At 72.5% G+C, this 19,766-nt stretch carries 16 protein-coding genes; 13 read left to right on the forward strand and 3 right to left on the reverse strand.

Going from position 1 to position 19,766, the window contains the following annotated elements; all coding sequences use genetic code 11:
* Window positions 1-91: 91 nt before the first annotated feature.
* From ACTYVM_RS07580 to ACTYVM_RS07600, 5 genes are all read left to right on the forward strand, one after another.
* Window positions 92-1,285, forward strand: a complete 1,194-nt coding sequence (locus tag ACTYVM_RS07580) for an argininosuccinate synthase (RefSeq protein ID WP_445525145.1) — start codon at window positions 92-94, stop codon at window positions 1,283-1,285.
* A gap of 149 nt (window positions 1,286-1,434) precedes the next feature.
* Window positions 1,435-2,862 (forward strand): argininosuccinate lyase, encoded by a 1,428-nt coding sequence (gene argH / locus ACTYVM_RS07585; RefSeq protein WP_445525146.1) that lies wholly within the window; start codon window positions 1,435-1,437, stop codon window positions 2,860-2,862.
* 142 nt (window positions 2,863-3,004) lie between these two features.
* Window positions 3,005-3,976 carry an aldo/keto reductase gene (locus ACTYVM_RS07590; RefSeq protein WP_445525147.1) on the forward strand — a complete coding sequence of 324 codons (972 nt, stop codon included), beginning with the start codon at window positions 3,005-3,007 and terminating at the stop codon, window positions 3,974-3,976.
* Window positions 3,977-4,087: 111 nt separating this feature from the next.
* Complete coding sequence (locus ACTYVM_RS07595) at window positions 4,088-4,654, forward strand: TetR/AcrR family transcriptional regulator (protein ID WP_445525148.1); 567 nt, start codon at window positions 4,088-4,090, stop codon at window positions 4,652-4,654.
* On the forward strand, window positions 4,651-6,162 hold the full coding sequence (locus ACTYVM_RS07600; protein ID WP_445525149.1) for an MFS transporter: 1,512 nt from the start codon (window positions 4,651-4,653) through the stop codon (window positions 6,160-6,162). The genes ACTYVM_RS07595 and ACTYVM_RS07600 overlap by 4 nt, the downstream gene beginning before the upstream one ends.
* A 39-nt stretch (window positions 6,163-6,201) precedes the next feature.
* Here the strand turns inward: ACTYVM_RS07600 and ACTYVM_RS07605 are convergent, their stop codons facing one another.
* Entirely contained in the window at window positions 6,202-6,963 is a 762-nt protein-coding gene (locus tag ACTYVM_RS07605; RefSeq protein ID WP_445525150.1) for a lysophospholipid acyltransferase family protein, read from the reverse strand.
* A gap of 319 nt (window positions 6,964-7,282) precedes the next feature.
* On the opposite strand from ACTYVM_RS07605, the gene ACTYVM_RS07610 reads away from it, so the two are divergent.
* Together ACTYVM_RS07610 and ACTYVM_RS07615 are read left to right on the forward strand one after the other, a co-directional pair.
* Window positions 7,283-8,506 (forward strand): glycerophosphodiester phosphodiesterase, encoded by a 1,224-nt coding sequence (locus ACTYVM_RS07610; RefSeq protein WP_445525151.1) that lies wholly within the window; start codon window positions 7,283-7,285, stop codon window positions 8,504-8,506.
* Window positions 8,507-8,733: 227 nt separating this feature from the next.
* Window positions 8,734-9,231: a GNAT family N-acetyltransferase gene (locus tag ACTYVM_RS07615; protein WP_445525181.1), complete on the forward strand. Its 498-nt coding sequence runs from the start codon at window positions 8,734-8,736 to the stop codon at window positions 9,229-9,231.
* A gap of 21 nt (window positions 9,232-9,252) precedes the next feature.
* On the opposite strand, the gene ACTYVM_RS07620 is transcribed toward ACTYVM_RS07615, so the two are convergent.
* Both ACTYVM_RS07620 and ACTYVM_RS07625 read right to left on the reverse strand, forming a co-directional pair.
* Window positions 9,253-9,705, reverse strand: coding sequence for a hypothetical protein (locus ACTYVM_RS07620; RefSeq protein ID WP_445525152.1), 453 nt, complete (start codon window positions 9,703-9,705; stop codon window positions 9,253-9,255).
* Window positions 9,686-10,045, reverse strand: coding sequence for a hypothetical protein (locus ACTYVM_RS07625; RefSeq protein ID WP_445525153.1), 360 nt, complete (start codon window positions 10,043-10,045; stop codon window positions 9,686-9,688). Before ACTYVM_RS07625 ends, ACTYVM_RS07620 begins: the two co-directional genes overlap by 20 nt.
* A gap of 604 nt (window positions 10,046-10,649) precedes the next feature.
* Here ACTYVM_RS07625 and ACTYVM_RS07630 point away from each other — a divergent pair.
* From ACTYVM_RS07630 to cobT, 6 genes are all read left to right on the forward strand, one after another.
* On the forward strand, window positions 10,650-11,696 hold the full coding sequence (locus ACTYVM_RS07630; protein WP_445525154.1) for a methionine ABC transporter ATP-binding protein: 1,047 nt from the start codon (window positions 10,650-10,652) through the stop codon (window positions 11,694-11,696).
* On the forward strand, window positions 11,693-12,439 hold the full coding sequence (locus ACTYVM_RS07635) for a methionine ABC transporter permease (protein ID WP_445525155.1): 747 nt from the start codon (window positions 11,693-11,695) through the stop codon (window positions 12,437-12,439). Before ACTYVM_RS07630 ends, ACTYVM_RS07635 begins: the two co-directional genes overlap by 4 nt.
* Before the next feature lie 61 nt (window positions 12,440-12,500).
* Window positions 12,501-13,337, forward strand: coding sequence for a MetQ/NlpA family ABC transporter substrate-binding protein (locus tag ACTYVM_RS07640; RefSeq protein ID WP_445525156.1), 837 nt, complete (start codon window positions 12,501-12,503; stop codon window positions 13,335-13,337).
* A gap of 176 nt (window positions 13,338-13,513) precedes the next feature.
* On the forward strand, window positions 13,514-14,152 hold the full coding sequence (locus tag ACTYVM_RS07645) for a GNAT family N-acetyltransferase (RefSeq protein WP_445525157.1): 639 nt from the start codon (window positions 13,514-13,516) through the stop codon (window positions 14,150-14,152).
* A 130-nt stretch (window positions 14,153-14,282) separates the two neighbouring features.
* A complete protein-coding gene (cbiE, locus tag ACTYVM_RS07650; RefSeq protein ID WP_445525158.1) occupies window positions 14,283-15,491 on the forward strand; it encodes a precorrin-6y C5,15-methyltransferase (decarboxylating) subunit CbiE in 1,209 nt (402 codons plus the stop codon).
* Between the two features lie 346 nt (window positions 15,492-15,837).
* Window positions 15,838-19,752 carry a nicotinate-nucleotide--dimethylbenzimidazole phosphoribosyltransferase gene (gene cobT / locus ACTYVM_RS07655; protein WP_445525159.1) on the forward strand — a complete coding sequence of 1,305 codons (3,915 nt, stop codon included), beginning with the start codon at window positions 15,838-15,840 and terminating at the stop codon, window positions 19,750-19,752.
* The last annotated feature ends 14 nt before the right edge of the window (window positions 19,753-19,766 follow it).

Genomic DNA, 19,766 nt, shown 5'->3' on the forward strand with positions numbered 1-19,766 from the left:
GGCGCCGCGACGCGCCGCGGACGAGATTGACGAACCATGCAGAGTTCTGCATACTCATGCATATCAGCGAATGCAGTGTGAGGAGAATCCCGTGACCGAGCGCGTCGTACTCGCCTACTCGGGCGGTCTGGACACCTCCGTCGCCATCGGCTGGATCGCCGAGGAGACGGGCGCCGAGGTCATCGCCGTTGCGGTCGACGTCGGCCAGGGTGGCGAGGACCTGGACGTCATCCGCAAGCGCGCGCTCGCCTGCGGTGCCGTCGAGGCCGAGGTCGCCGACGCCAAGGACGAGTTCGCCGACGAGTACTGCCTCCCGGCGATCAAGGCCAACGCCCTGTACATGGACCGCTACCCGCTGGTCTCCGCGCTGTCGCGGCCGACGATCGTCAAGCACCTGGTCGCCGCCGCCCAGAAGCACGGTGCCGGCATCGTCGCCCACGGCTGCACCGGCAAGGGCAACGACCAGGTCCGCTTCGAGGCCGGCATCGTCGCCCTCGCCCCCGACCTGAAGTGCATCGCCCCGGTCCGCGACTACGCGATGACCCGGGACAAGGCCATCGCGTTCTGCGAGGAGAAGAACCTCCCGATCGCGACCACCAAGAAGTCCCCGTACTCCATCGACCAGAACGTCTTCGGCCGCGCCGTGGAGACCGGCTTCCTCGAGGACATCTGGAACGCGCCGATCGAGGACATCTACGAGTACACCCAGAACCCGGCTGTCGCCCGCGAGGCCGACGAGGTGGTCATCACCTTCAAGGAGGGTGTCCCCGTCGCCATCGACGGCAAGCCCGTCACCGTCCTGCAGGCCGTCCAGCAGCTCAACGAGCGCGCCGGCGCCCAGGGCATCGGCCGGATCGACATGGTCGAGGACCGCCTCGTCGGCATCAAGTCCCGCGAGGTGTACGAGGCTCCGGGCGCGATCGCCCTGATCACCGCCCACCAGGAGCTGGAGAACGTCACCGTCGAGCGCGAGCTCGCCCGCTACAAGCGGCAGGTCGAGCAGCGCTGGGGCGAACTGGTCTACGACGGCCAGTGGTTCTCCCCGCTCAAGCGCGCCCTGGACGGCTTCATCAACGAGGCCAACCAGCACGTCTCCGGCGACGTCCGCATGACCCTGCACGGCGGCCGCGCGGTCGTCACCGGCCGGCGCTCGCAGGAGTCGCTGTACGACTTCAACCTCGCCACCTACGACACCGGCGACACCTTCGACCAGTCCGCGGCCAAGGGCTTCATCGACATCTACAGCCTGTCGTCGAAGATCGCCGCGCGGCGCGATCTGGCCTAGGCCCCGACCGGGCCCCGACGGGCCCGACCCGGCGCGGGCCTCGCGTCACGGCGCCGGGTCGCCTCGCACGCACTAGCCTGACAGCCGCCTCCTCACTCACCGGTGGGGAGGCGGTCGCGCACATCGCCATCTCCGAGGAGCAAACCCAAGTGAGCAGCAACAGCGGTGACGTACGGCTCTGGGGCGGCCGTTTCGCCGACGGTCCCGCCGAGGCCCTGGCGAAGCTGTCCGCGTCCGTCCACTTCGACTGGCGCCTCGCGCCCTACGACATCGCCGGCTCCCGCGCCCACGCGCGCGTGCTGCATCAGGCGGGGCTGCTCACGGACGACGAACTGCGGCGCATGCTGGCCGGCCTCGACCAGTTGGAGGCGGACGTCGCCGACGGCTCCTTCACCGGCACCATCGCCGACGAGGACGTGCACACCGCCCTGGAGCGCGGCCTGCTGGAGCGCCTCGGCGCCGACCTCGGCGGCAAGCTGCGCGCCGGCCGGTCCCGCAACGACCAGGTCGCCACCCTGTTCCGCATGTACCTGCGCGACCACGCCCGGATCATCGGCGCCCTGATCGCCGACCTCCAGGACGCGCTCATCGGCCTGGCCGAGGCCCACCCGGACGTGGCCATGCCCGGCCGCACCCACCTCCAGCACGCCCAGCCGGTGCTGTTCGCCCACCACGTCCTCGCGCACGTCCAGTCCCTGTCGCGGGACGCCGAGCGGCTGCGCCAGTGGGACGAGCGGACCGCGGTGTCGCCTTACGGCTCCGGCGCCCTGGCCGGTTCCTCCCTCGGCCTGGACCCGGAGGCGGTGGCGCGGGACCTCGGCTTCGAGCGCGGCAGCGCCGGCAACTCCATCGACGGCACGGCCTCCCGTGACTTCGTCGCGGAGTTCGCCTTCGTCACCGCGATGATCGGGGTGAACCTCTCCCGGATCGCCGAGGAGGTCATCATCTGGAACACGAAGGAGTTCTCCTTCGTGACCCTGCACGACGCCTTCTCCACCGGCTCGTCGATCATGCCGCAGAAGAAGAACCCGGACATCGCCGAGCTGGCGCGCGGCAAGTCCGGCCGGCTGATCGGCAACCTGACCGGTCTGCTCGCCACCCTCAAGGCCCTGCCGCTGGCGTACAACCGCGACCTCCAGGAGGACAAGGAGCCCGTCTTCGACTCCTGCGACCAGCTGGAGGTCCTGCTGCCGGCCTTCACCGGCATGATGGCCACGCTCACCGTGCACCGCGAGCGGATGGAGGAGCTGGCCCCGGCCGGCTTCTCGCTGGCCACCGACATCGCCGAGTGGCTGGTCAAGCAGGGCGTGCCGTTCCGGGTGGCGCACGAGGTCGCCGGCGAGTGCGTGAAGGCCGCGGAGGCCGAGGGCAAGGAACTCGACGAGCTGACCGACGAGCAGTTCGCCAAGATCTCCGCCCATCTGACGCCCGAGGTGCGCACCGTCCTCAATGTCCCCGGCGCCCTCGCCTCCCGCAGCGGCCGCGGCGGCACCGCCCCGAGCGCGGTCGCCGTCCAGCTCGTCGAGGTCAAGGCGGACGTGGCGGCGCAGCACCAGTGGGCGGGCGCCGGGAAGTAGCGGACGCCCGGAAGCATCGGCCCCGAGAGGGAGCGGACACCGGGAAGCGGCGGACGCCGGGAAACGGCGGTACGCGCCTGCCGGGGCATCACGGGCTACGTTGGGTCGACAGCCGTGAGGAAGCGACCGGACGGAGCCCGCGATGCCCTTCGCCAGACTGGCCTCGGTCACGACGCCCACCTGCCACATCGGCCTGGGGCTCGCCGCCGTCGGACGGCCCGGTTACGTCAACCTCGGCCGGGACCGCGACCTCCCGGCCGACCGCACCGTCGACGCCCTGCGCGAGCGCACCCACGAACTCCTGGACGCCGCCTACGCGCAGGGCGTCCGCTACGTCGACGCCGCCCGCTCCTACGGCCGCGCCGAGGAGTTCCTCGCCGAGTGGCTCAGGGCTCGCCCCGACGCCGCCGACGTCGTCGTCGGCAGCAAGTGGGGCTACACCTACACCGCGAACTGGACCACCGACGCCGACCGGCACGAGGTCAAGGACCACAGCCTCGCCACCTACGAGCGGCAGCGTGCCGAGACCGCCGAACTCCTCGGCGACCGCCTCGACCTGTACCAGATCCACTCGCTGACCCCGGACAGCCCGGCGCTCACCGACAGGGAACTGCACGCCAGGCTCGCCGAGGCCGCCGCGGACGGCCTCACGATCGGCTTCTCCACCAGCGGGCCCGCCCAGGCCGACACCGTCCGGGCCGCGCTCGGCGTGACGGTCGACGGCGCCCCCCTCTTCCGTACCGTCCAGTCGACGTACAACGCCCTGGAGACCTCCGCGGCCCCCGCGCTCGCCGAGGCGCACGACGCCGGGCTGACGGTGATCGTCAAGGAGGGCATGGCCAACGGGCGGCTCGCCGAGCCGTACGCCCCCGAGGCGCTCAAGGCGGTCGCCCGGGAGACGGGCCTGGGCTGCGACGCGGTCGCCCTCGCCCTGATCCTGCGCAGGCCGTGGGTGGGAGTGGTCCTCTCCGGCGCCGCCACCCCGGGTCAGCTCGTCTCCAACCTCGAGGCCCCGGCCGTCGACCTGGACGAGGACCAGCTCGCCCGCCTCGACGCGCTGGCCGAGGAACCTCGGGCCTACTGGGAGCGGCGAGGGCAGCTGCCCTGGCACTGAGCACCCGCGGCACCCCTTTTTCCACCTGAGGTGAGCTATTCCCGTCCGTGAGCGTGAGACGCGCACGCCCGTGATGAGACACTGATGTCTCACATGGGCTACTGTTGTCTCATGGCTGTCGATCGTGACCACGTGCTGCGCAGCGCAGCCACCCTGCTCGCCCACAAGTCCACCGCCACCATGGACGAGGTCGCCAAGGCGGCCGGGATCAGCCGGGCCACGCTGCACCGCCACTTCGCCGGACGCGACTCGCTCGTCAGGGCGCTGGAGGCGCTCGGCATCGCCGAGTGCGAGGCCGCCCTCGACACAGCCCGCCTGGGGGAGGGGCCGGCCGGTGACGCCGTACGGCGCCTGGTCCGCGAGATCGAACCGGCGGCCGGGCTGCTCTCCTTCCTCTACACGGAGAACCAGCTCTTCGAGGGCGAGGAGCAGAACGAGGGCTGGGCCCGGCTCGACGAGCGCATCTCCGAGGTCTTCCGGCGCGGCCAGCTCAGCGGCGAGTTCCGTATCGACCTCACCCCCGCCTGGCTCACCGAGGCCCTCTTCGGCCTCATCGCCTCCGGCGCCTACGTCGTACTGAGCGGCAAGGTCGCCCCCAAGGACTTCCCTCACATGATCACCGAGCTGCTGCTCGGCGGCGCACTGCGCACGGACACATCACGGAACGAGGAATCATGACCAGCACCCTGCAGCCGGCTCGCGCGGCGGAGGTGGAGCAGCGTCCGGGCCGCTGGCTCGCGCTCTCCGTCCTCGTGCTCGCCGTGCTGCTGGTGGCCGTCGACGCGACCGTCCTCGGTCTCGCGACCCCCTTCATCAGTGAGGACCTCAGGCCCTCCGGCACCCAGCTGCTGTGGATCGGCGACGTCTACTCCTTCGTCATCGCCGGCCTGCTCGTCTCCATGGGCAGCCTCGGCGACCGCATCGGCCGCAAGCGCATCCTGCTCGGCGGTGCCACCGCGTTCGGCGCCGTCTCCGTGCTCAACGCCTACGCCACCACGCCGGAACTGATGATCCTGGCCCGGGCGCTGCTCGGCGTCGCGGGCGCCACCCTGATGCCCGCCACGCTCGCCCTGATCCGCAACCTCTTCCACGACCCGCGCGAGCGCAGCCTCGCCGTCGGCATCTGGGGCGCGACCGCCTCCGGCGGCACGGCCCTCGGCCCGATCGTGGGCGGCCTGCTGCTCGAGCACTTCTGGTGGGGCTCGGTCTTCCTCATCAACCTGCCCGTGATGGCGGTCCTCGTCCTGGTCGGCATCAGGACCCTGCCCGAGTCCCGCAACCCCGACCCGGGCCCGTGGGACCTGGCGAGCGTCGTGCTGTCACTGGTCGGCGTGGTCGGCGTCGTCTACGCGGTCAAGGAGGCCGCGGCACGCGGGTTCACCTGGCCGGCCCTCGCCACGGGACTGCTGGGCGCGGCCGCGCTGTACGGCTTCCTGCGCCGTCAGCTCATGCTGCCGAAGCCGCTGCTGGACATACGGCTCTTCCGCGACCGGGGGTTCTCCGGCGCCGTCCTCGCCGACCTGCTGACCGTGCTCGGCATGTCCGGCCTGGTGTTCTTCCTCTCCCAGTACCTGCAACTGGTCCAGGGCAGGCGGCCGTTCGAGGCGGGCCTGTTCGAACTGCCCGCCGCCCTGGGCGCGGTGGCGGCCGGACTGATCGCCGGCCGGGCGGCCCGGCGCTTCTCGGTGCGGGGCGTGGTCTCCGGCTCGCTGGCCGCCATCGGAGTGGGGCTGGCCGCGCTGACCACCCTCAGCGGGAGCACCGGCTACCCGCTGCTGGGCACGGCCCTGCTGCTGGTCGGCGTCGGTGCCGGCTTCTCCTTCACGGTCACCGCCGACGTGATCCTCTCCAGCGTGCCCAAGGAGCAGGCGGGCGCCGCCTCGGCGGTCTCCGAGACGGCGTACGAACTGGGCGCGGCCCTCGGCATCGCCCTGCTGGGCTCCATCGTGACCGGCGTCTACCGCGGCTTCACCGGCCCGGAGGGGACGCCGTCCGCCGCCCACGAGTCGCTGGGCGGCGCGGTCGAGGCGGCGGCGGGTCTGCCGGCGCACGCCTCCGCGGCCCTGTTGCACGCGGCCAGGGAGTCCTTCGTCCACGGCCTGCACCTGGCGTCGGGCGCGGGAGCGGCGGTACTGCTGGCCACGGCACTGGCGGCGTGGTTCCTGCTGAAGGGCCAGAAGCTCTGACCGAAGGGCCGAAGGCCCTGAACCCCGGCCGCCGGAGGCCTACGCGGCCTTCGCCTTGGTCGCGTACATGTCGACGTACTCCTGCCCGGACAGCCGCATGACCTCCGTCATCACCGAGTCGGTCACGGCCCGCAGGACGTACCGGTCCCGGTCCATGCCCTCGTACCGGGAGAACTCCATCGGCTCGCCGAAACGGACGGTGACGCGGCCCGGCCGGGGCAGACCCGTGCCGCCCGGCTGGAGCTTGTCGGTGCCGATCATGGCGAACGGGACCACGGGCGCCCCGGTCATCAGGGTGAGCCGGGCGATGCCGGTGCGGCCGCGGTACAGGCGGCCGTCGGGGGAGCGGGTGCCCTCCGGGTAGATGCCGAACATCCTGCCCTCCTCCAGCACCCGGCGGCCGGTCATCAGCGCGGCCACACCGCCCCGGGCGCCGTCACGGTCGACGGGGATCATGCCGACGCCGGTGAAGAACCAGGCCATCAGCCGGCCCTTGAGGCCCTTCCCGGTGACGTACTCGTCCTTGCCGATGAAGAAGACCTGACGGTCGCAGACCAGCGGCAGGATCATCGAGTCGATGAAGGTCAGGTGGTTTCCGGCCAGGATGACCGGGCCGTCGCCCGGAATCCGCTCCGCGCCCTCCGCCCGTAGGCGGAACATCAGGCGCATGATCGGGCCGAGCACTGCCTTGATGAGCGCGAAGCGGGACAACGGGCCCTCCGGTGTCTGGAGATGTCGAGGGATTGAGTATGAGTCTGTGCAGGTGAGGACGATACTCGCGGCTCGGGGCCGAATGCACATCGGGCTCACCGCCTCTTACACACTGTTGACATACGTTTACCTGCGACGGAGTACGTTTCGCCCCGGTAACCCGAACGGAACGGTGTGATGGAGGTCGCTCGCCGTCCGCGCAGAGCGAAAGGCCCTGAGTGCGCCTTCCCGGGCCGGGCCGGAACATGCCGACGGGCCGTCACCCGTCCGGCGGACGGCGCCCCTTGTGTCCCGTAAGGCCTCCGACGACACCCGGCGTCACGCCGGTGTTCGCCACGCGGCCTCCCGTCCGTCACCCGCGCCCCCCTACGATCGGCGCGCACGGACGACACGAGACCAGGAGGCGGTCATGGGTACGCGGGAGTCGGACGAGCAGGGACGCGGCACCGGACGCAGGGCGGTGCTCGGGGCCGCGGTGCTGGGCGCGGGCGGAGCGGTCCTCGGACTGCCCGGCGCGGCCAGAGCCGCCCAGGGCGCGACAGCCGGCGGGCAACAGGGCGACGGGCAGCAGGGCGGCGGCCGGAAGGGCGGCGGGCTGAAGAGTCTGCCCGTGCCGACGATCGTCGGCCACCGGGGCGCCAGCGGCTACCGGCCCGAGCACACCTTCGGCTCCTACGACCTGGCCCTCGACCTCGGCGCCCATGTCGTCGAGGCCGGTGATGTGGTGCCGACGAAGGACGGTCACCTCGTGTGCCGGCACGAGCCGGAGATCGGCGGCACCACCGATGTCGCCGACCACCCCGAGTTCGCCGCCCGCAGGACCACCAAGACCCTGGACGGGGTGCCCACCACCGGCTGGTTCACCGAGGACTTCACCCTCGCCGAGCTGAAGACGCTGCGCGCGGTCGAGCGCATCCCGGCCAACCGCCCCCACAACACCCTCTACAACGGACGCTGGGAGATCCCCACCTTCGAAGAGGTCCTGAAGTGGCAGGACGAGCAGACCCGCAAGCGTGGTCGGCAGGTGTGGATCTACCCCGAGACCAAGCACCCGACGTACTTCCGCAAGCTGGGCCTCGGCCTGGAGGAGCGGATCGCCGCGCTGCTGCGCAAGTACGGCAAGGACAAGAAGGACTCCCCGGTGATCCTCCAGTCCTTCGAACCGAGCAGCGTCCAGCGGCTGCACCGGCTCGTCGGCAATCCGCTCGTGGTGCTGCTGTCGGACGCGCCCAGCCGCCCCTGGGACTTCGTCGAGGCGGGCGATCCGCGTACGGTCGCCGACCTGATCACGCCCAAGGGCCTGAAGGAGATCGCCTCCTACGCGCAGGGCATCGGCCCGACCGTCGACCTGGTCATCCCCAAGGACGCGGACGGCAACCTCACCAAGCCGAGCACGCTCGTGAGGGACGCGCACGCCGCGGGCCTGATCCTGCACCCCTACACCGTCCGCAACGAGAACCCGTTCCTGCCGCCCGCGTTCCGCAAGGGCACCGCCGCCGACGCCTACGGTGACGTCTTCGGCGTGTTCCAGGCCTACTTCGCCACCGGCATCGACGGGATCTTCACCGACAACGCCGACGCCGGACTGCTCGCCCGCGAGGACTTCCTGAGCGGCCCGCGCCGCAACCGCTGAACCCCGCCGCCCCGTTCGGGGCGCGCCACGGCCGTCCCGGCAGCCCGCGCCGGGACGGCCGTGGCGTTTGGGGTGAGTTGGGTATCTCACAGGGCAACACGAGCCTGGAACATCCTAGTTGTCCGGGATGCCCGCAAAAGTTGACCGAACGAGAGGTTGCGGCCCGCGCGGCGCGGGGATAGGAGTGAAGGACCACCGGCGATCAAGTGAGCGGGAGGCATGCGCACATGGGCATGAGCGTGACCATCTCTGCGGCGGCCGAACAGGACGCGGAGCAGATCTTCAGGCTGCAGTACCTGTGCTTCCAGAGCGAGGCCGCGCTGTACGGCAACTACCGCATCGACCCGCTCGTCGAGAGCCTCGACTCGATCCGTCACGAACTCGCCGAGGACTGCGTCTTCGTGGCGCGGCTCGGCGACGAGGTGGTCGGCTCGGTGCGCGGCCGGGTGACCGAGGACGGTGCGGCCCTCATCAGCAAGCTCTGCGTCCACCCGCGCCTCCAGGGGCACGGCATCGGCGCCCGGCTGCTGCGCGCGGCCGAGGCCGCGCTGGCCGGGGAGCGCGGCGCCACCAGGTTCCGGCTGCACACGGGCCACCGCAGCGAGGGAAACCTGCGCCTGTACCGGCGCGTGGGCTACCAGGCGGTCGGCACCTCCCAGGGCGCCGACGGCGTACTGATGATCATCCTGGAGAAGCCGGACGGCAGCTACGCGGCGACCGCGTAGCGCGGGCGGTCGGTACCCGGATCAGGCCGCTTGCGGCTGCTGCTTCCGCGCCCTGCGCAGCCAGTACATGGCCGACAGCGGGAGCAGCACCGGGATGAAGACGTAGCCCCGGCCGTAGTCCGACCACACGGTCGCGTCGGGGAACGCGGACCGGTCCAGGAGCGTCCACGTGCCGACCGTCAGCACGCCCGCCAGTTCGGCGACGCAGCACGCCAGCGCGACCCTGCGCGCCTTCTCCCCGCCCCGCACCAGCGAGTACGTGATGAAGCCGTAGACGACTCCGGCGACCGCGGACAGCGAGTACGCGAGCGGCGCCCGGTCGAACTCCGTGGCGATCTGGTACACCGAGCGCGACACGGCGCCGACGACCATCACGCCGTACAGCCAGACCAGCAGGATGCCCGGACCGCTGATGAGCCGCGCCCCGGCCGGCTTCTCCTCCATGACGCTCCTCTCACCTTCCCCAGATGTCATAGAGCCGCACCTCCAGAACCGCGAGGACCACTCCGCCCGCCGCGGCCGTCACCGAACCCCAGCGGGTGCGCTCGGTCAGCGACATCAGCCCGGCCGCCGGGACGCACGCGACGGCACCCAGCAGATACGCGACGAAGATCGTCGTGCCCTGCGCCGGCTTCTCGCCCCGCGCCAGCGCCACGACCCCGACCACCAGCTGGACCAGGGCGAGCAGCGACACCAGGGCCATTCCGATGAAGTGCCAGTCCTTCGTGGGCTGGTCACGGTAGGCCGCCCAGCCGCACCAGGCGGCGAGCAGCAGCGCGGCGACGCCGGTCACCAGCGTCAGGGCATCAAGCATGCCGCCGACCTTATTACGGGGGTTACCTCCCGCCGCGCCCGGCCCGGCCCCGCGGACCCGGCGCCGGTACCGCTTCCCCGGGTGCGGCGCCGTGGCGTTGGCCACAGTCCGCCGGTCCCCGGACCCGCCTCGACCGCGCGGACCGACGCCCGAGGGCCTTGTCCGCACTGGTCACAGGCGCGAAACCCCAGGTCCGTGCCGCATTTCCAGCTGTCCATGCGTGTCCGGCATGTGGACAGCGAGGGCCTCCGGTCCCTGTGTCTCTGGTTTACTGACCGCATGACCACGACGAGCGACCGCACCCCTGCGACCGAGGCGACTGTCCCGCCCGGTGCTCGTTGTATGTGTCCTGTACGTCGAATGTGCGCCTTCTAGAGGGCCCCTGCACCAGCTGAGCCTCGCGCCCCGAAGCGAGAGCCCGCGCACGTCCGCACCCGCGTCCGGTCCGCCCGGCGCCCGCGGCCGAGCCACGCCCCCCGCGCACACGTTTCTCCCGGTCTGAGCACCCCTGCGAGAGCTGTGCCGCGTTCTGGCGCCCCCCGACCATGAATGCCGTGCCCGGCGTCCACGACGCGCCGCGCACTCGACAGTGACGGAAACCCACGTGATCACCACATCGGGCCTCACCAAGGTCTACAGTTCGCGCGGCCGCGAGATCACCGCGCTCGACGGCGTCGACCTGCACGTCCGCGAGGGCGAGGTGTACGGCGTCATCGGCCAGTCCGGCGCCGGCAAGTCCTCGCTCATCCGCTGCGTCAACCTGCTGGAGCGCCCCACCTCCGGCACGGTCACCGTCGCCGGACAGGACCTCACCGCCCTGGCCGGCCGCGGCCACCGGGCGGGCAAGGAGCTGCGACGGGCGCGCAGCCGGATCGGCATGGTCTTCCAGCACTTCAACCTGCTGTCCTCGCGCACCGTCCAGGACAACGTCGAACTGCCGCTGGAGATCCTCGGCACCTCAGGGAAGGAACGTTCCCGCAGGGCGCTCGAACTGCTCGACCTCGTCGGTCTCGCCGACAAGGCCCGGGCCTACCCCGCCCAGCTCTCCGGCGGCCAGAAGCAGCGCGTCGGCATCGCCCGCGCCCTCGCCGGCGACCCCAAGGTGCTGCTGTCCGACGAGGCCACAAGCGCCCTCGACCCGGAGACCACCCGCTCCGTCCTCCAGCTGCTGCGCGACCTGAACCGGCAGCTCGGCCTGACGGTCCTGCTCATCACGCACGAGATGGACGTCGTGAAGTCCGTCTGCGACTCGGCGGCGCTCATGGAGAACGGCCGCATCGTCGAGTCCGGCACGGTGAGCGAACTCCTCGCCACCCCGGGCTCCGAGCTGGCCGCCGCGCTCTTCCCGGTCGGCGGGGAGGCCTCCGGCGACGACCGGACCGTCCTCGACGTCACCTTCCACGGCGAGAGCGCCACCCAGCCCGTCATCTCGCAGCTGTCCCGCACGTACAACATCGACATCTCGATCCTCGGCGCCGCCATCGACACGGTCGGCGGCCTCCAGGTCGGCCGGATGCGCATCGAACTCCCCGGCCGCTACGAGGACAACGTGGTGCCCATCGGCTTCCTGCGCGAACAGGGCCTGCAGATCGACGTCGTCGACCACGACCCGGCCGGGCAGCCGGTGCTGGTGAAGGAAGGTGCCAAGTGACCTGGACTGATTTCTCGACGATGCAACCGCTGCTGTCCCAGGCCAGTTGGGACACCCTCTACATGGTCGGCTGGTCCACGCTCGTCGCCGTCGTCGGCGGACTGCCCCTCGGCGTCCTGCTGGTCCTCACCGACCGGGGCGGCCTGCTGCAGAACGTCGTCGCCAACAAGGTCATCGGGCAGGTCGTGAACATCACCCGCTCGATGCCGTTCATCATCCTGATGGTGGCCCTGATGGGCTTCACCCGCTTCGTCACCGGTACGACCATCGGGCGCGAGGCCGCCATCGTGCCGCTGGCCATCGGCGCCATCCCCTTCTTCGCCCGGCTCGTCGAGACCTCCGTCCGCGAAGTGGACGGCGGGCTGGTCGAAGCCGTCCAGGCGATGGGCGGCAACACCTGGACCGTCGTACGCAAGGTCCTCGTACCCGAGTCCCTGCCCTCGCTGATCGCCGGCACCACGACCACGGTCGTCACGCTCATCGGCTACTCGGCGATGGCCGGCACGGTCGGCGCCGGGGGGCTCGGCGACATCGCCATCCGCTACGGCTACCAGCGCTTCGAGACCCAGCTGATGTGGATCACTGTCGCGATCCTCGCCGTGGTCATCTCGGCCATCCAGCTCGCCGGCGACTTCGCGGCCCGCACACTGGACCGCCGCTCCGGCCGCTCCGGCCCGGCGCCGAAGCTGCGGCTGCTGAAGGCCGGCGAGCCCGCGACCGCCGGCGCCGGCAAGGCCGCCTGAAGCCCCTCCTCCCCAGACTCCCCGTTCAAGGGGTCGCACCACCCAAGGAAAGGCACTTTTCGTGCGTAACACCACCAAGATCGCCGCTGCTGTCCTCGCCGCCGGAGCCCTCACCCTCGGGCTCACCGCCTGCGGCTCGGAGTCCGGCTCCGCCAAGGCCGACGCCGACGCCGCGCTGACGGTCGGCGCCACCCCCAACCCGCAGGGCGAGATCCTCACCTACGTGAAGGACCACCTGGCGAAGAAGGCCGGCCTGAAGCTGGAGGTCAAGGAGTTCACCGACTACGTGACCCCGGACACGGCCGTCCAGCAGGGCCAGCTCGACGCCAACTACTTCCAGCACAAGCCGTACCTCGACGACTTCAACAAGAAGAACGGCACCGACCTGGTGCCGGTGCCGGGCGGCGCGGTGCACCTGGAGCCGCTCGGCGTGTACTCGAAGAGCGTCAAGAAGCTGGCCGACCTGAAGAAGGGCGCCACCGTCGCGGTGCCCAACGACACCACCAACGAGGCCCGCGCGCTGAAGCTGCTGGAGGCGAACGGCCTCATCAAGCTGAAGGCCGGCGCCGGATACGACGCGACCCCCAAGGACGTCACCTCCAACCCGAAGAACATCCAGTTCAAGGAGCTGGAGGCGGCCCAGCTGCCGCGCTCCCTCGGTGACGTCGACGCCGCGGTGATCAACGGCAACTACGCGCTGGAGGCCAAGCTCAGCCCGGCCAAGGACGCCATCGCCGCCGAGGCCGCGCAGGGCAACCCGTACGCCAACATCCTCGTCGTGAAGAAGGGCAACGAGAACGACCCGCGGGTGAAGAAGCTGGCCGAGCTGCTCACCTCGCCCGAGGTGAAGAAGTTCATCGAGGACAAGTACAACGGCGCGGTCGTCCCGGCGTTCTGATCCGCACGACCGGCACCCGCACGACGCACGGGGTCCGCGCCCTCACCGGGTGAGGGCACCCCCACGCCGTTCCGGCAGTGGGGGAGGACCCCGTGGTGCGGTTCAGTGCTTTCATGCTGCATGCTGGGCAGTTCAGCAGGGCCCTGAAGGTTCTTCCGACGGTTACGGAGCGGCGCATGAACAGCACCTTCCCCAACATCTCCATCAGCACGGAGCGGTTGGTGCTGCGTCCCCTCGAGGAGGACGACGTACCCGCGCTGGCCGAGATGATGAACGACGAGCAGGTCGCGGCCTGGACCGACGTCCCCCAGCCCTTCACCGAGGACGGGGCCCGGACCTGGGTCGACGAGTACGCCCCCGCCGAACGCGCCGCCGGCCGGGGTCTGGACCTCGCCGTCGCCGAGTTCCTCACCCAGCGGCTGGTCGGCATCGTCCAGCTGACCAAGGCCGACTGGCACGTGCGGTCCGCCGAACTGTCCTACATCGTCGCACCCTGGGCGCGCGGGGAGGGCTACGCCGCCGAGGCCGCGCTCGCCACCGCGCAATGGCTCTTCGGCGACCAGAAGTTCGAACGCATCGAGCTGCGCACGGCCGCCGACAACACCGCCTCCCAGCAGGTCGCCCAGAAGATCGGCTGCATCAGCGAGGGCGTGCTGCGCAACGCCTGCATAGCCCACGTCCGCACCGAGGACGGCACGTGGACCGATCTGCGCACCGACTTCATCGTGTGGAGCCTGCTGCCGGAGGACCTGGAGGGCGCGGGCGAACAGCTCGCCGGGTCCGGCGGCTACACGTCCTTCCCGGAATGGAACTGAGCCGCCGCGACCCGCGGGCGCACCCGCCCCGCCCCGCCGCGCACCGGACAGCTCCACCGGGTACGCTCGCGGAACACGCTCTCGGGCGTCCGCACCCCCACGACCTGCGCAATCCTGGAGACTGACGACGATGGCCGACCGGGTCACGGTGATCGGCTGGGACGGTTCGCCGCTGACCGACGCGGCGCGCGGCGCCCTGGGCGCCGCCACCCTCGTGGCCGGCGCGGCCCACCACCTGGCGCTGCCCGAGGTACCGCGCACCGCCGAACGCATCCGACTCGGCAGTGTCCCCCTCGCCGCCCGCCGCATCGCCGCCCACCGCGGCACCGCGGTCGTGTGCGCCGACGGCGACCCGGGCTTCTTCGGAGTCGTACGGGCCCTGCGCGCACCGGAGTTCGGCCTGGAGGTCGAGGTCGTCCCCGCCGTCTCCTCCGTGGCCGCCGCCTTCGCCCGCGCCGGGATGCCCTGGGACGACGCCCAGGTGGTCGTCGCGCACAAGCGCAGCCTGCGCCGCGCGGTGAACGTGTGCCGCGCCCACGCCAAGGTCGCCGTGCTCACCGCTCCCGGTGCCGGACCCGCCGAACTCGGCCTGCTCCTGGACGGCGTCCACCGCACCTTTGTCATCTGCGAGGAACTCGGCACCGAGCGCGAGCAGGTCACCGTCGTCACCTCCGACAAGGCCGCCGACCACACCTGGCGCGACCCCAACGTCGTCATCGTCATCGGCGGCCGGAGCGGCGGCGAGGGCGGCGAGTGGATCGCCGGGCACGACCCCGGCCAGGGGCCGCGCGGCTGGACCCAGCCCGCCGAGGTCTACGGCGGCGGGCTCGGCGAGGGGGAGACGGAGCTGCTCCGGGCCGCCCAACTCGCCCGCCTCGGACCGCGCGTCGGCGACCTCGTGTGGGACATCGGCTGCGGCAGCGGCGCCTTCGCCACCGAGGCCGCGCTCGGCGGCGCCGCCGTCATCGCCGTCGACCGGGACGCACGGGCCTGCGCCCGCACCGAGTCGGCCGCGCAGCGCTTCGGCGTCCGGACGCAGGTGGTGCACGGCACCGCCCCGCACATTCTGGAGAACCTGTCCGAACCGGACGTCGTCCGCGTCGGCGGCGGGGGAGTGGCCGTGGTCTCCGCGGTCGCCGACCGGCGTCCGCAGCGGATCGTCGCCCATGCCGCGACCCGGGACGAGGCCGAACTCGTCGGCCGCGACCTCACCGAGCACGGATACCGGGTCGAGTGCGCCCTGCTCCAGTCCGTCGCGCTCGACACGCGCGCCTGGACGGAGACGGAGCGCAGCGTCGTGTTCCTGCTCAGTGCCGTGCTGCCCGAGCGCGCCCCGTGATCGGGTTGTCGTACCGCTCGCGGTAGGCTGGCCGATTGTTGCACCGCACCGGGTGGTCCGGAAGTTCGTTCGTCAATGTCCGGAAAACCCACCCGATTCAGGGCGGGTGTGGTACGGCAGACCCGGAGAACGCGCAACGTGGCGCAGTCCACAGCGGGCCGTCGCGGATCACGCTGTCGCGGTGGCCGGACGACCGCGAGAATGCCACTCAATGGCTTTGTCGCCTTTTCCGGGCGGGTTGTTCGTGCCGCACGGCGCGGACGCTCGTTCTTCACTGGGGGCGGTCGGTGCGCCGTTCCGGGTGAGCAGGTCGTAGGAGCACTAAACCGATGGGCGAGGGGTACGCATGACCGACACCGGCCAGGTCCCGGGCGAGGGACTGCCGGAGAGCGCAGGCATGGTGGAGCAGCCGGGCGTCTCCGCGCACGGTGCGTACGCCTACCTCTCCGAGTCTCCCGCCCAGGACGAAGACCTGCTGCTGCCGGGCTCCCACGGAGCGTGGGGCAACGAGGTGGCCCCGCCCGCCCCGGAGCCGGTCCTCGAGGCCGTCCACCAACCGGGCCCGCACGAGACGGCCGGCCGCGACACCGGCTCCGTCGACCTCGGCGGTGTGCGGCACCGCGACCAGGCGGCCACGCCGCCGGCCGGGATCCCCGTGGCGGTGCCACCGCGTCGGCCGCTGCACCTCGGTCCGCCGATCCCCGACGCCTCCGCGAGCCCGGTCCGTTCCCTGGCCGACCGCGGCCCCGCGGACGCCCCGGTCCGCCGGCCCGGACCGCCCACGACCGGCCCCGAGTACCTCGACGTCCCGCAACTGCGCGAGATGGCCCCGCAGGGCGCCGCGCCCTGGGGCGCCCGGCCCACCGTGGCGACCCCCGAGACGGGCGCCGGGGCGGGGACCGCGGAAACGGTTGTCCCGGACCCGGCCCCGCAACCGGTCGGCGCGGCCCAGGCCGCCGTCGCCCCGCAGGGCCCGGACGCGAGCCACCTGCCCACGGCCGGTCAGGGTCCCCTGGCCGACCCGACGGTGACCGGCGGCCGGACGACGGAGGGCGCCGGTACCGCCGTTCCGATGGCTGGGGTTGAGCCCGGTGGTGTCGCCGAGGGCGGTCCGCGGTCGGATGCCACCGGTGTTGCTCTCGGTGCTGCCCTGCCGGATGGCGGGCAGGGTGGGCAGGTGCCCGAGGGTGGTCCGCTGTCGGTGGGTGCCGGGGTGGTTCCCGGTGCGGCCGTGTCGGAGGCCGGGGTTGAGCCCGGGCCTCAGCTCGAGGGTGCCGTCGCAGAGGGTGTCCCGGGTGCTGGCCAGGTGCCGGAAGGCGGGCAGGTGCCCGAGGACGGGCCCCAGCCGGAGGGTGCCGGTGTTGCTTCCGGTGCCGACGTGCCGGATGGCGGGCAGGTGCCCGAGGGCGGTCCGCTGCCGGTGGGTGCCGGGGCCGTTCCCGGTGCTCCCGTGCCGCCGTCCGTGGCCGCGCCCCGCGGAGCCGCGAAGCCCGCGCACGCTCCGGGCGGTGCGCACGGTCCGGACAGCGCGCAGGTGACGGACGGCATGCAGGTGCCCGAGTCCGGCGACGTCCCCGAAGGTGCCGCCGAGGCCGCGCAGGCCGGTGAGCCCGCGGAGGCCGCGCGGGCGGGCGTTCCCGCCGACACCGTGGCCGCCGCCGAGACGGCGCACGCGACCGGCACCGGCCCGGAGGGCGTGCAGGCCGTGCCCGTGCCCGCCGCCGCGCGCACCCCCGAGGCGGGCCAGACCCTGGAAGGGGCCGCCGAGCAGGCCGCCCAGGCCGACGTCACACAGGTCCCGGGGGCCGTCCACACGGCCCGGCCCGGCGACACCGCCGAGACTCCCCTGACGGCAGGTCAACCGGCCGAGGCGACGCGGCCTCAGCTGCAGACCGCCGACGCTTCCGAAGCCGCGCCCGCGCCGGCGGCTCCCACCGAGGCCACAGCGACGCCCGCCCCGGTCACGGAACAGCCGGTCCCGGAGGCGCCCATCGCCGCGGAGCCCGCCCCGCAGGACGCGGCCGGCACCGCCACCGAACCGGCCGCCGCTCACCTCGCGGACCCCGCCGTCCAGGACCCGAACACCCCCCAGCCCGCCGACGCCGCCCCCGGGGCCCCCGGAACGGCCGGCGCCCAGCCCGCCCGGCCGGACGCGGCGACGCCGCCCGCGGACCCGGCGCCGGACGAGCACACCCACGGCGCGCCCCTCCGCCCCGGCGTCCCCCTCCAGCCGCAGCCCGGCCAGACCCTCGGAGAGTTCGTGCCGGTCGAGGGCTCGGTGCCCACCACCCCGCACCTGGCCCCCACCCCGCCGCACCCCATCGTCGTCCCGGCGGACCAACTCGCTCCGGAGGACCCCGCCGCCACGGTTCCCGCACCCCGCGACGGCGACGCGCCCGCCGCGTCGGCCGAGGAGCCCGCGCCCGACGCCGTCCAGCACGCGGACGACCTGGACACCCACGGCGCCGACCCGGAAGAGACCCGGGAGGAGACCACGGCCGCACAGGCGCAGGCACCGCGGCCCGCCGGCCCCGCCGCGCCCGGCTACGACGAGGCGGAGCGCGAGGCCGTGCTCAAGGTGATGCGCGAGCGCCGCGACATCCGCAACGGCTTCCGCGCCGACCCCATCCCGCACGAGGTACTGCTGCGCGTCCTGGAGGCCGCTCACACGGCACCCTCCGTGGGCCACTCGCAGCCCTGGGACTTCGTCGTCATCCGCTCCGCCGAGACCCGGCAGGCGATGCACGAACTGGCCATGCGTCAGCGCGACGCGTACGCCAAGTCGCTGCCCAAGGGCCGGGCCAAGCAGTTCAAGGAACTGAAGATCGAGGCCATCCTCGACACCCCGGTGAACATCGTCGTCACCGCCGACCCCACCCGCGGCGGCCGGCACACCCTGGGCCGCCACACCCAGCCGCAGATGGCGCCGTACTCCTCCGCGCTCGCGGTCGAGAACCTCTGGCTCGCCGCCCGCGCGGAAGGCCTCGGTGTCGGCTGGGTGAGCTTCTTCGACGAGCGCGAGATGGTGCGCGTCCTCGGCCTGCCCGAGCACCTGGAGATCGTCGCCTACCTGTGCGTGGGCTACGTCGACGAGTTCCCGGACGAGCCCGAGCTGATGCAGGCCGGCTGGTCCAAGCGCCGCCCGCTGTCCTGGGTCGTGCACGAGGAGACGTACGGCCGGCGCGCCCTGCCGGGCGAGGACCCGCACGACCTGCTGGGCGAGACCGTCGCGCAGATCCGCCCGCTGGACGCCAAGGCGCTCGGCGAGGCCTGGGAGCGGCAGAAGCGGATGACCAAGCCGGCCGGCGCGCTCGGCATGCTGGAGATCATCTCCGCGCAGCTGTGCGGCCTGTCCCGCCAGTGCCCGCCGCCGATCCCCGAGCCCGCGGCCGTCGCGGTCTTCGCCGGCGACCACGGGGTGCACGCCCAGGGCGTCACCCCCTGGCCGCAGGAGGTCACCGCCCAGATGGTGGCCAACTTCCTCGGCGGAGGAGCGGTGTGCAACGCCTTCGCCGCACAGGTGGGCGCCGAGGTCTGCGTCGTCGACGTGGGCGTCGCGGCCGACCTCCCGGCCACGCCGGGTCTGCTGCCCCGCAAGGTCCGCGCGGGCACCTCCGACATGACCACCGGTCCGGCGATGACCCGCGAGGAGGCCAAACAGGCCATCGAGGTCGGCATCGAGACCGCCCGCGACCTGGTGGCGGCCGGGAACAAGGCACTGCTCACCGGTGAGATGGGCATCGCCAACACCACGGCGTCCGCCGCCCTCATCTCCGTCTTCACCGGCGTCGACCCCGCCGAGGTCACCGGCCGGGGCACGGGCATCAACGACGAGACCCTGGCCCGCAAGACCGACGTGGTCCGCCGCGCCCTGGAACTGCACCAGCCGGACCCGGCCGACCCCATCGGCGTGCTCGCCGCGATCGGCGGGTTCGAGCACGCGGCGATGGTCGGCCTGCTGCTGGGCGGAGCCTCCCTGCGCACGCCGGTGATCCTGGACGGCGTCAGCGCCGGCGCCGCCGCCCTGGTCGCCCGCGCCATCGCCCCCGAGGTGCTGGCGGCCTGCATCGCCGGCCACCGCAGCGCGGAACCGGGCCATGTGGCGGCCCTCAACAAGCTCGGCCTGCGCCCCCTGGTCGACCTCGACCTGCGCCTCGGCGAGGGCACGGGCGCGCTGCTCGCCCTGCCGCTGGTGCAGAGCACGGCCCGGGCGATGCACGAGGTGGCCACGTTCGACTCGGCGGGGGTCACGGAGAAGTAGCCGCCCGGAATCCA

Source organism: Streptomyces cyslabdanicus (assembly GCF_052663305.1).

Coding starts and splice junctions, on each gene's coding strand:
- ACTYVM_RS07590 (WP_445525147.1), top strand. CDS start 3,005: ATGCCCTTCGCCAGACTGGCCTCGGTCACGACGCCCACCTGCCACATC.
- ACTYVM_RS07595 (WP_445525148.1), top strand. CDS start 4,088: ATGGCTGTCGATCGTGACCACGTGCTGCGCAGCGCAGCCACCCTGCTC.
- ACTYVM_RS07600 (WP_445525149.1), top strand. CDS start 4,651: ATGACCAGCACCCTGCAGCCGGCTCGCGCGGCGGAGGTGGAGCAGCGT.
- ACTYVM_RS07605 (WP_445525150.1), bottom strand. CDS start 6,963: ATGTGCATTCGGCCCCGAGCCGCGAGTATCGTCCTCACCTGCACAGAC.
- ACTYVM_RS07610 (WP_445525151.1), top strand. CDS start 7,283: ATGGGTACGCGGGAGTCGGACGAGCAGGGACGCGGCACCGGACGCAGG.
- ACTYVM_RS07615 (WP_445525181.1), top strand. CDS start 8,734: ATGGGCATGAGCGTGACCATCTCTGCGGCGGCCGAACAGGACGCGGAG.
- ACTYVM_RS07620 (WP_445525152.1), bottom strand. CDS start 9,705: ATGACATCTGGGGAAGGTGAGAGGAGCGTCATGGAGGAGAAGCCGGCC.
- ACTYVM_RS07625 (WP_445525153.1), bottom strand. CDS start 10,045: ATGCTTGATGCCCTGACGCTGGTGACCGGCGTCGCCGCGCTGCTGCTC.
- ACTYVM_RS07645 (WP_445525157.1), top strand. CDS start 13,514: ATGAACAGCACCTTCCCCAACATCTCCATCAGCACGGAGCGGTTGGTG.
- cbiE (WP_445525158.1), top strand. CDS start 14,283: ATGGCCGACCGGGTCACGGTGATCGGCTGGGACGGTTCGCCGCTGACC.
- cobT (WP_445525159.1), top strand. CDS start 15,838: ATGACCGACACCGGCCAGGTCCCGGGCGAGGGACTGCCGGAGAGCGCA.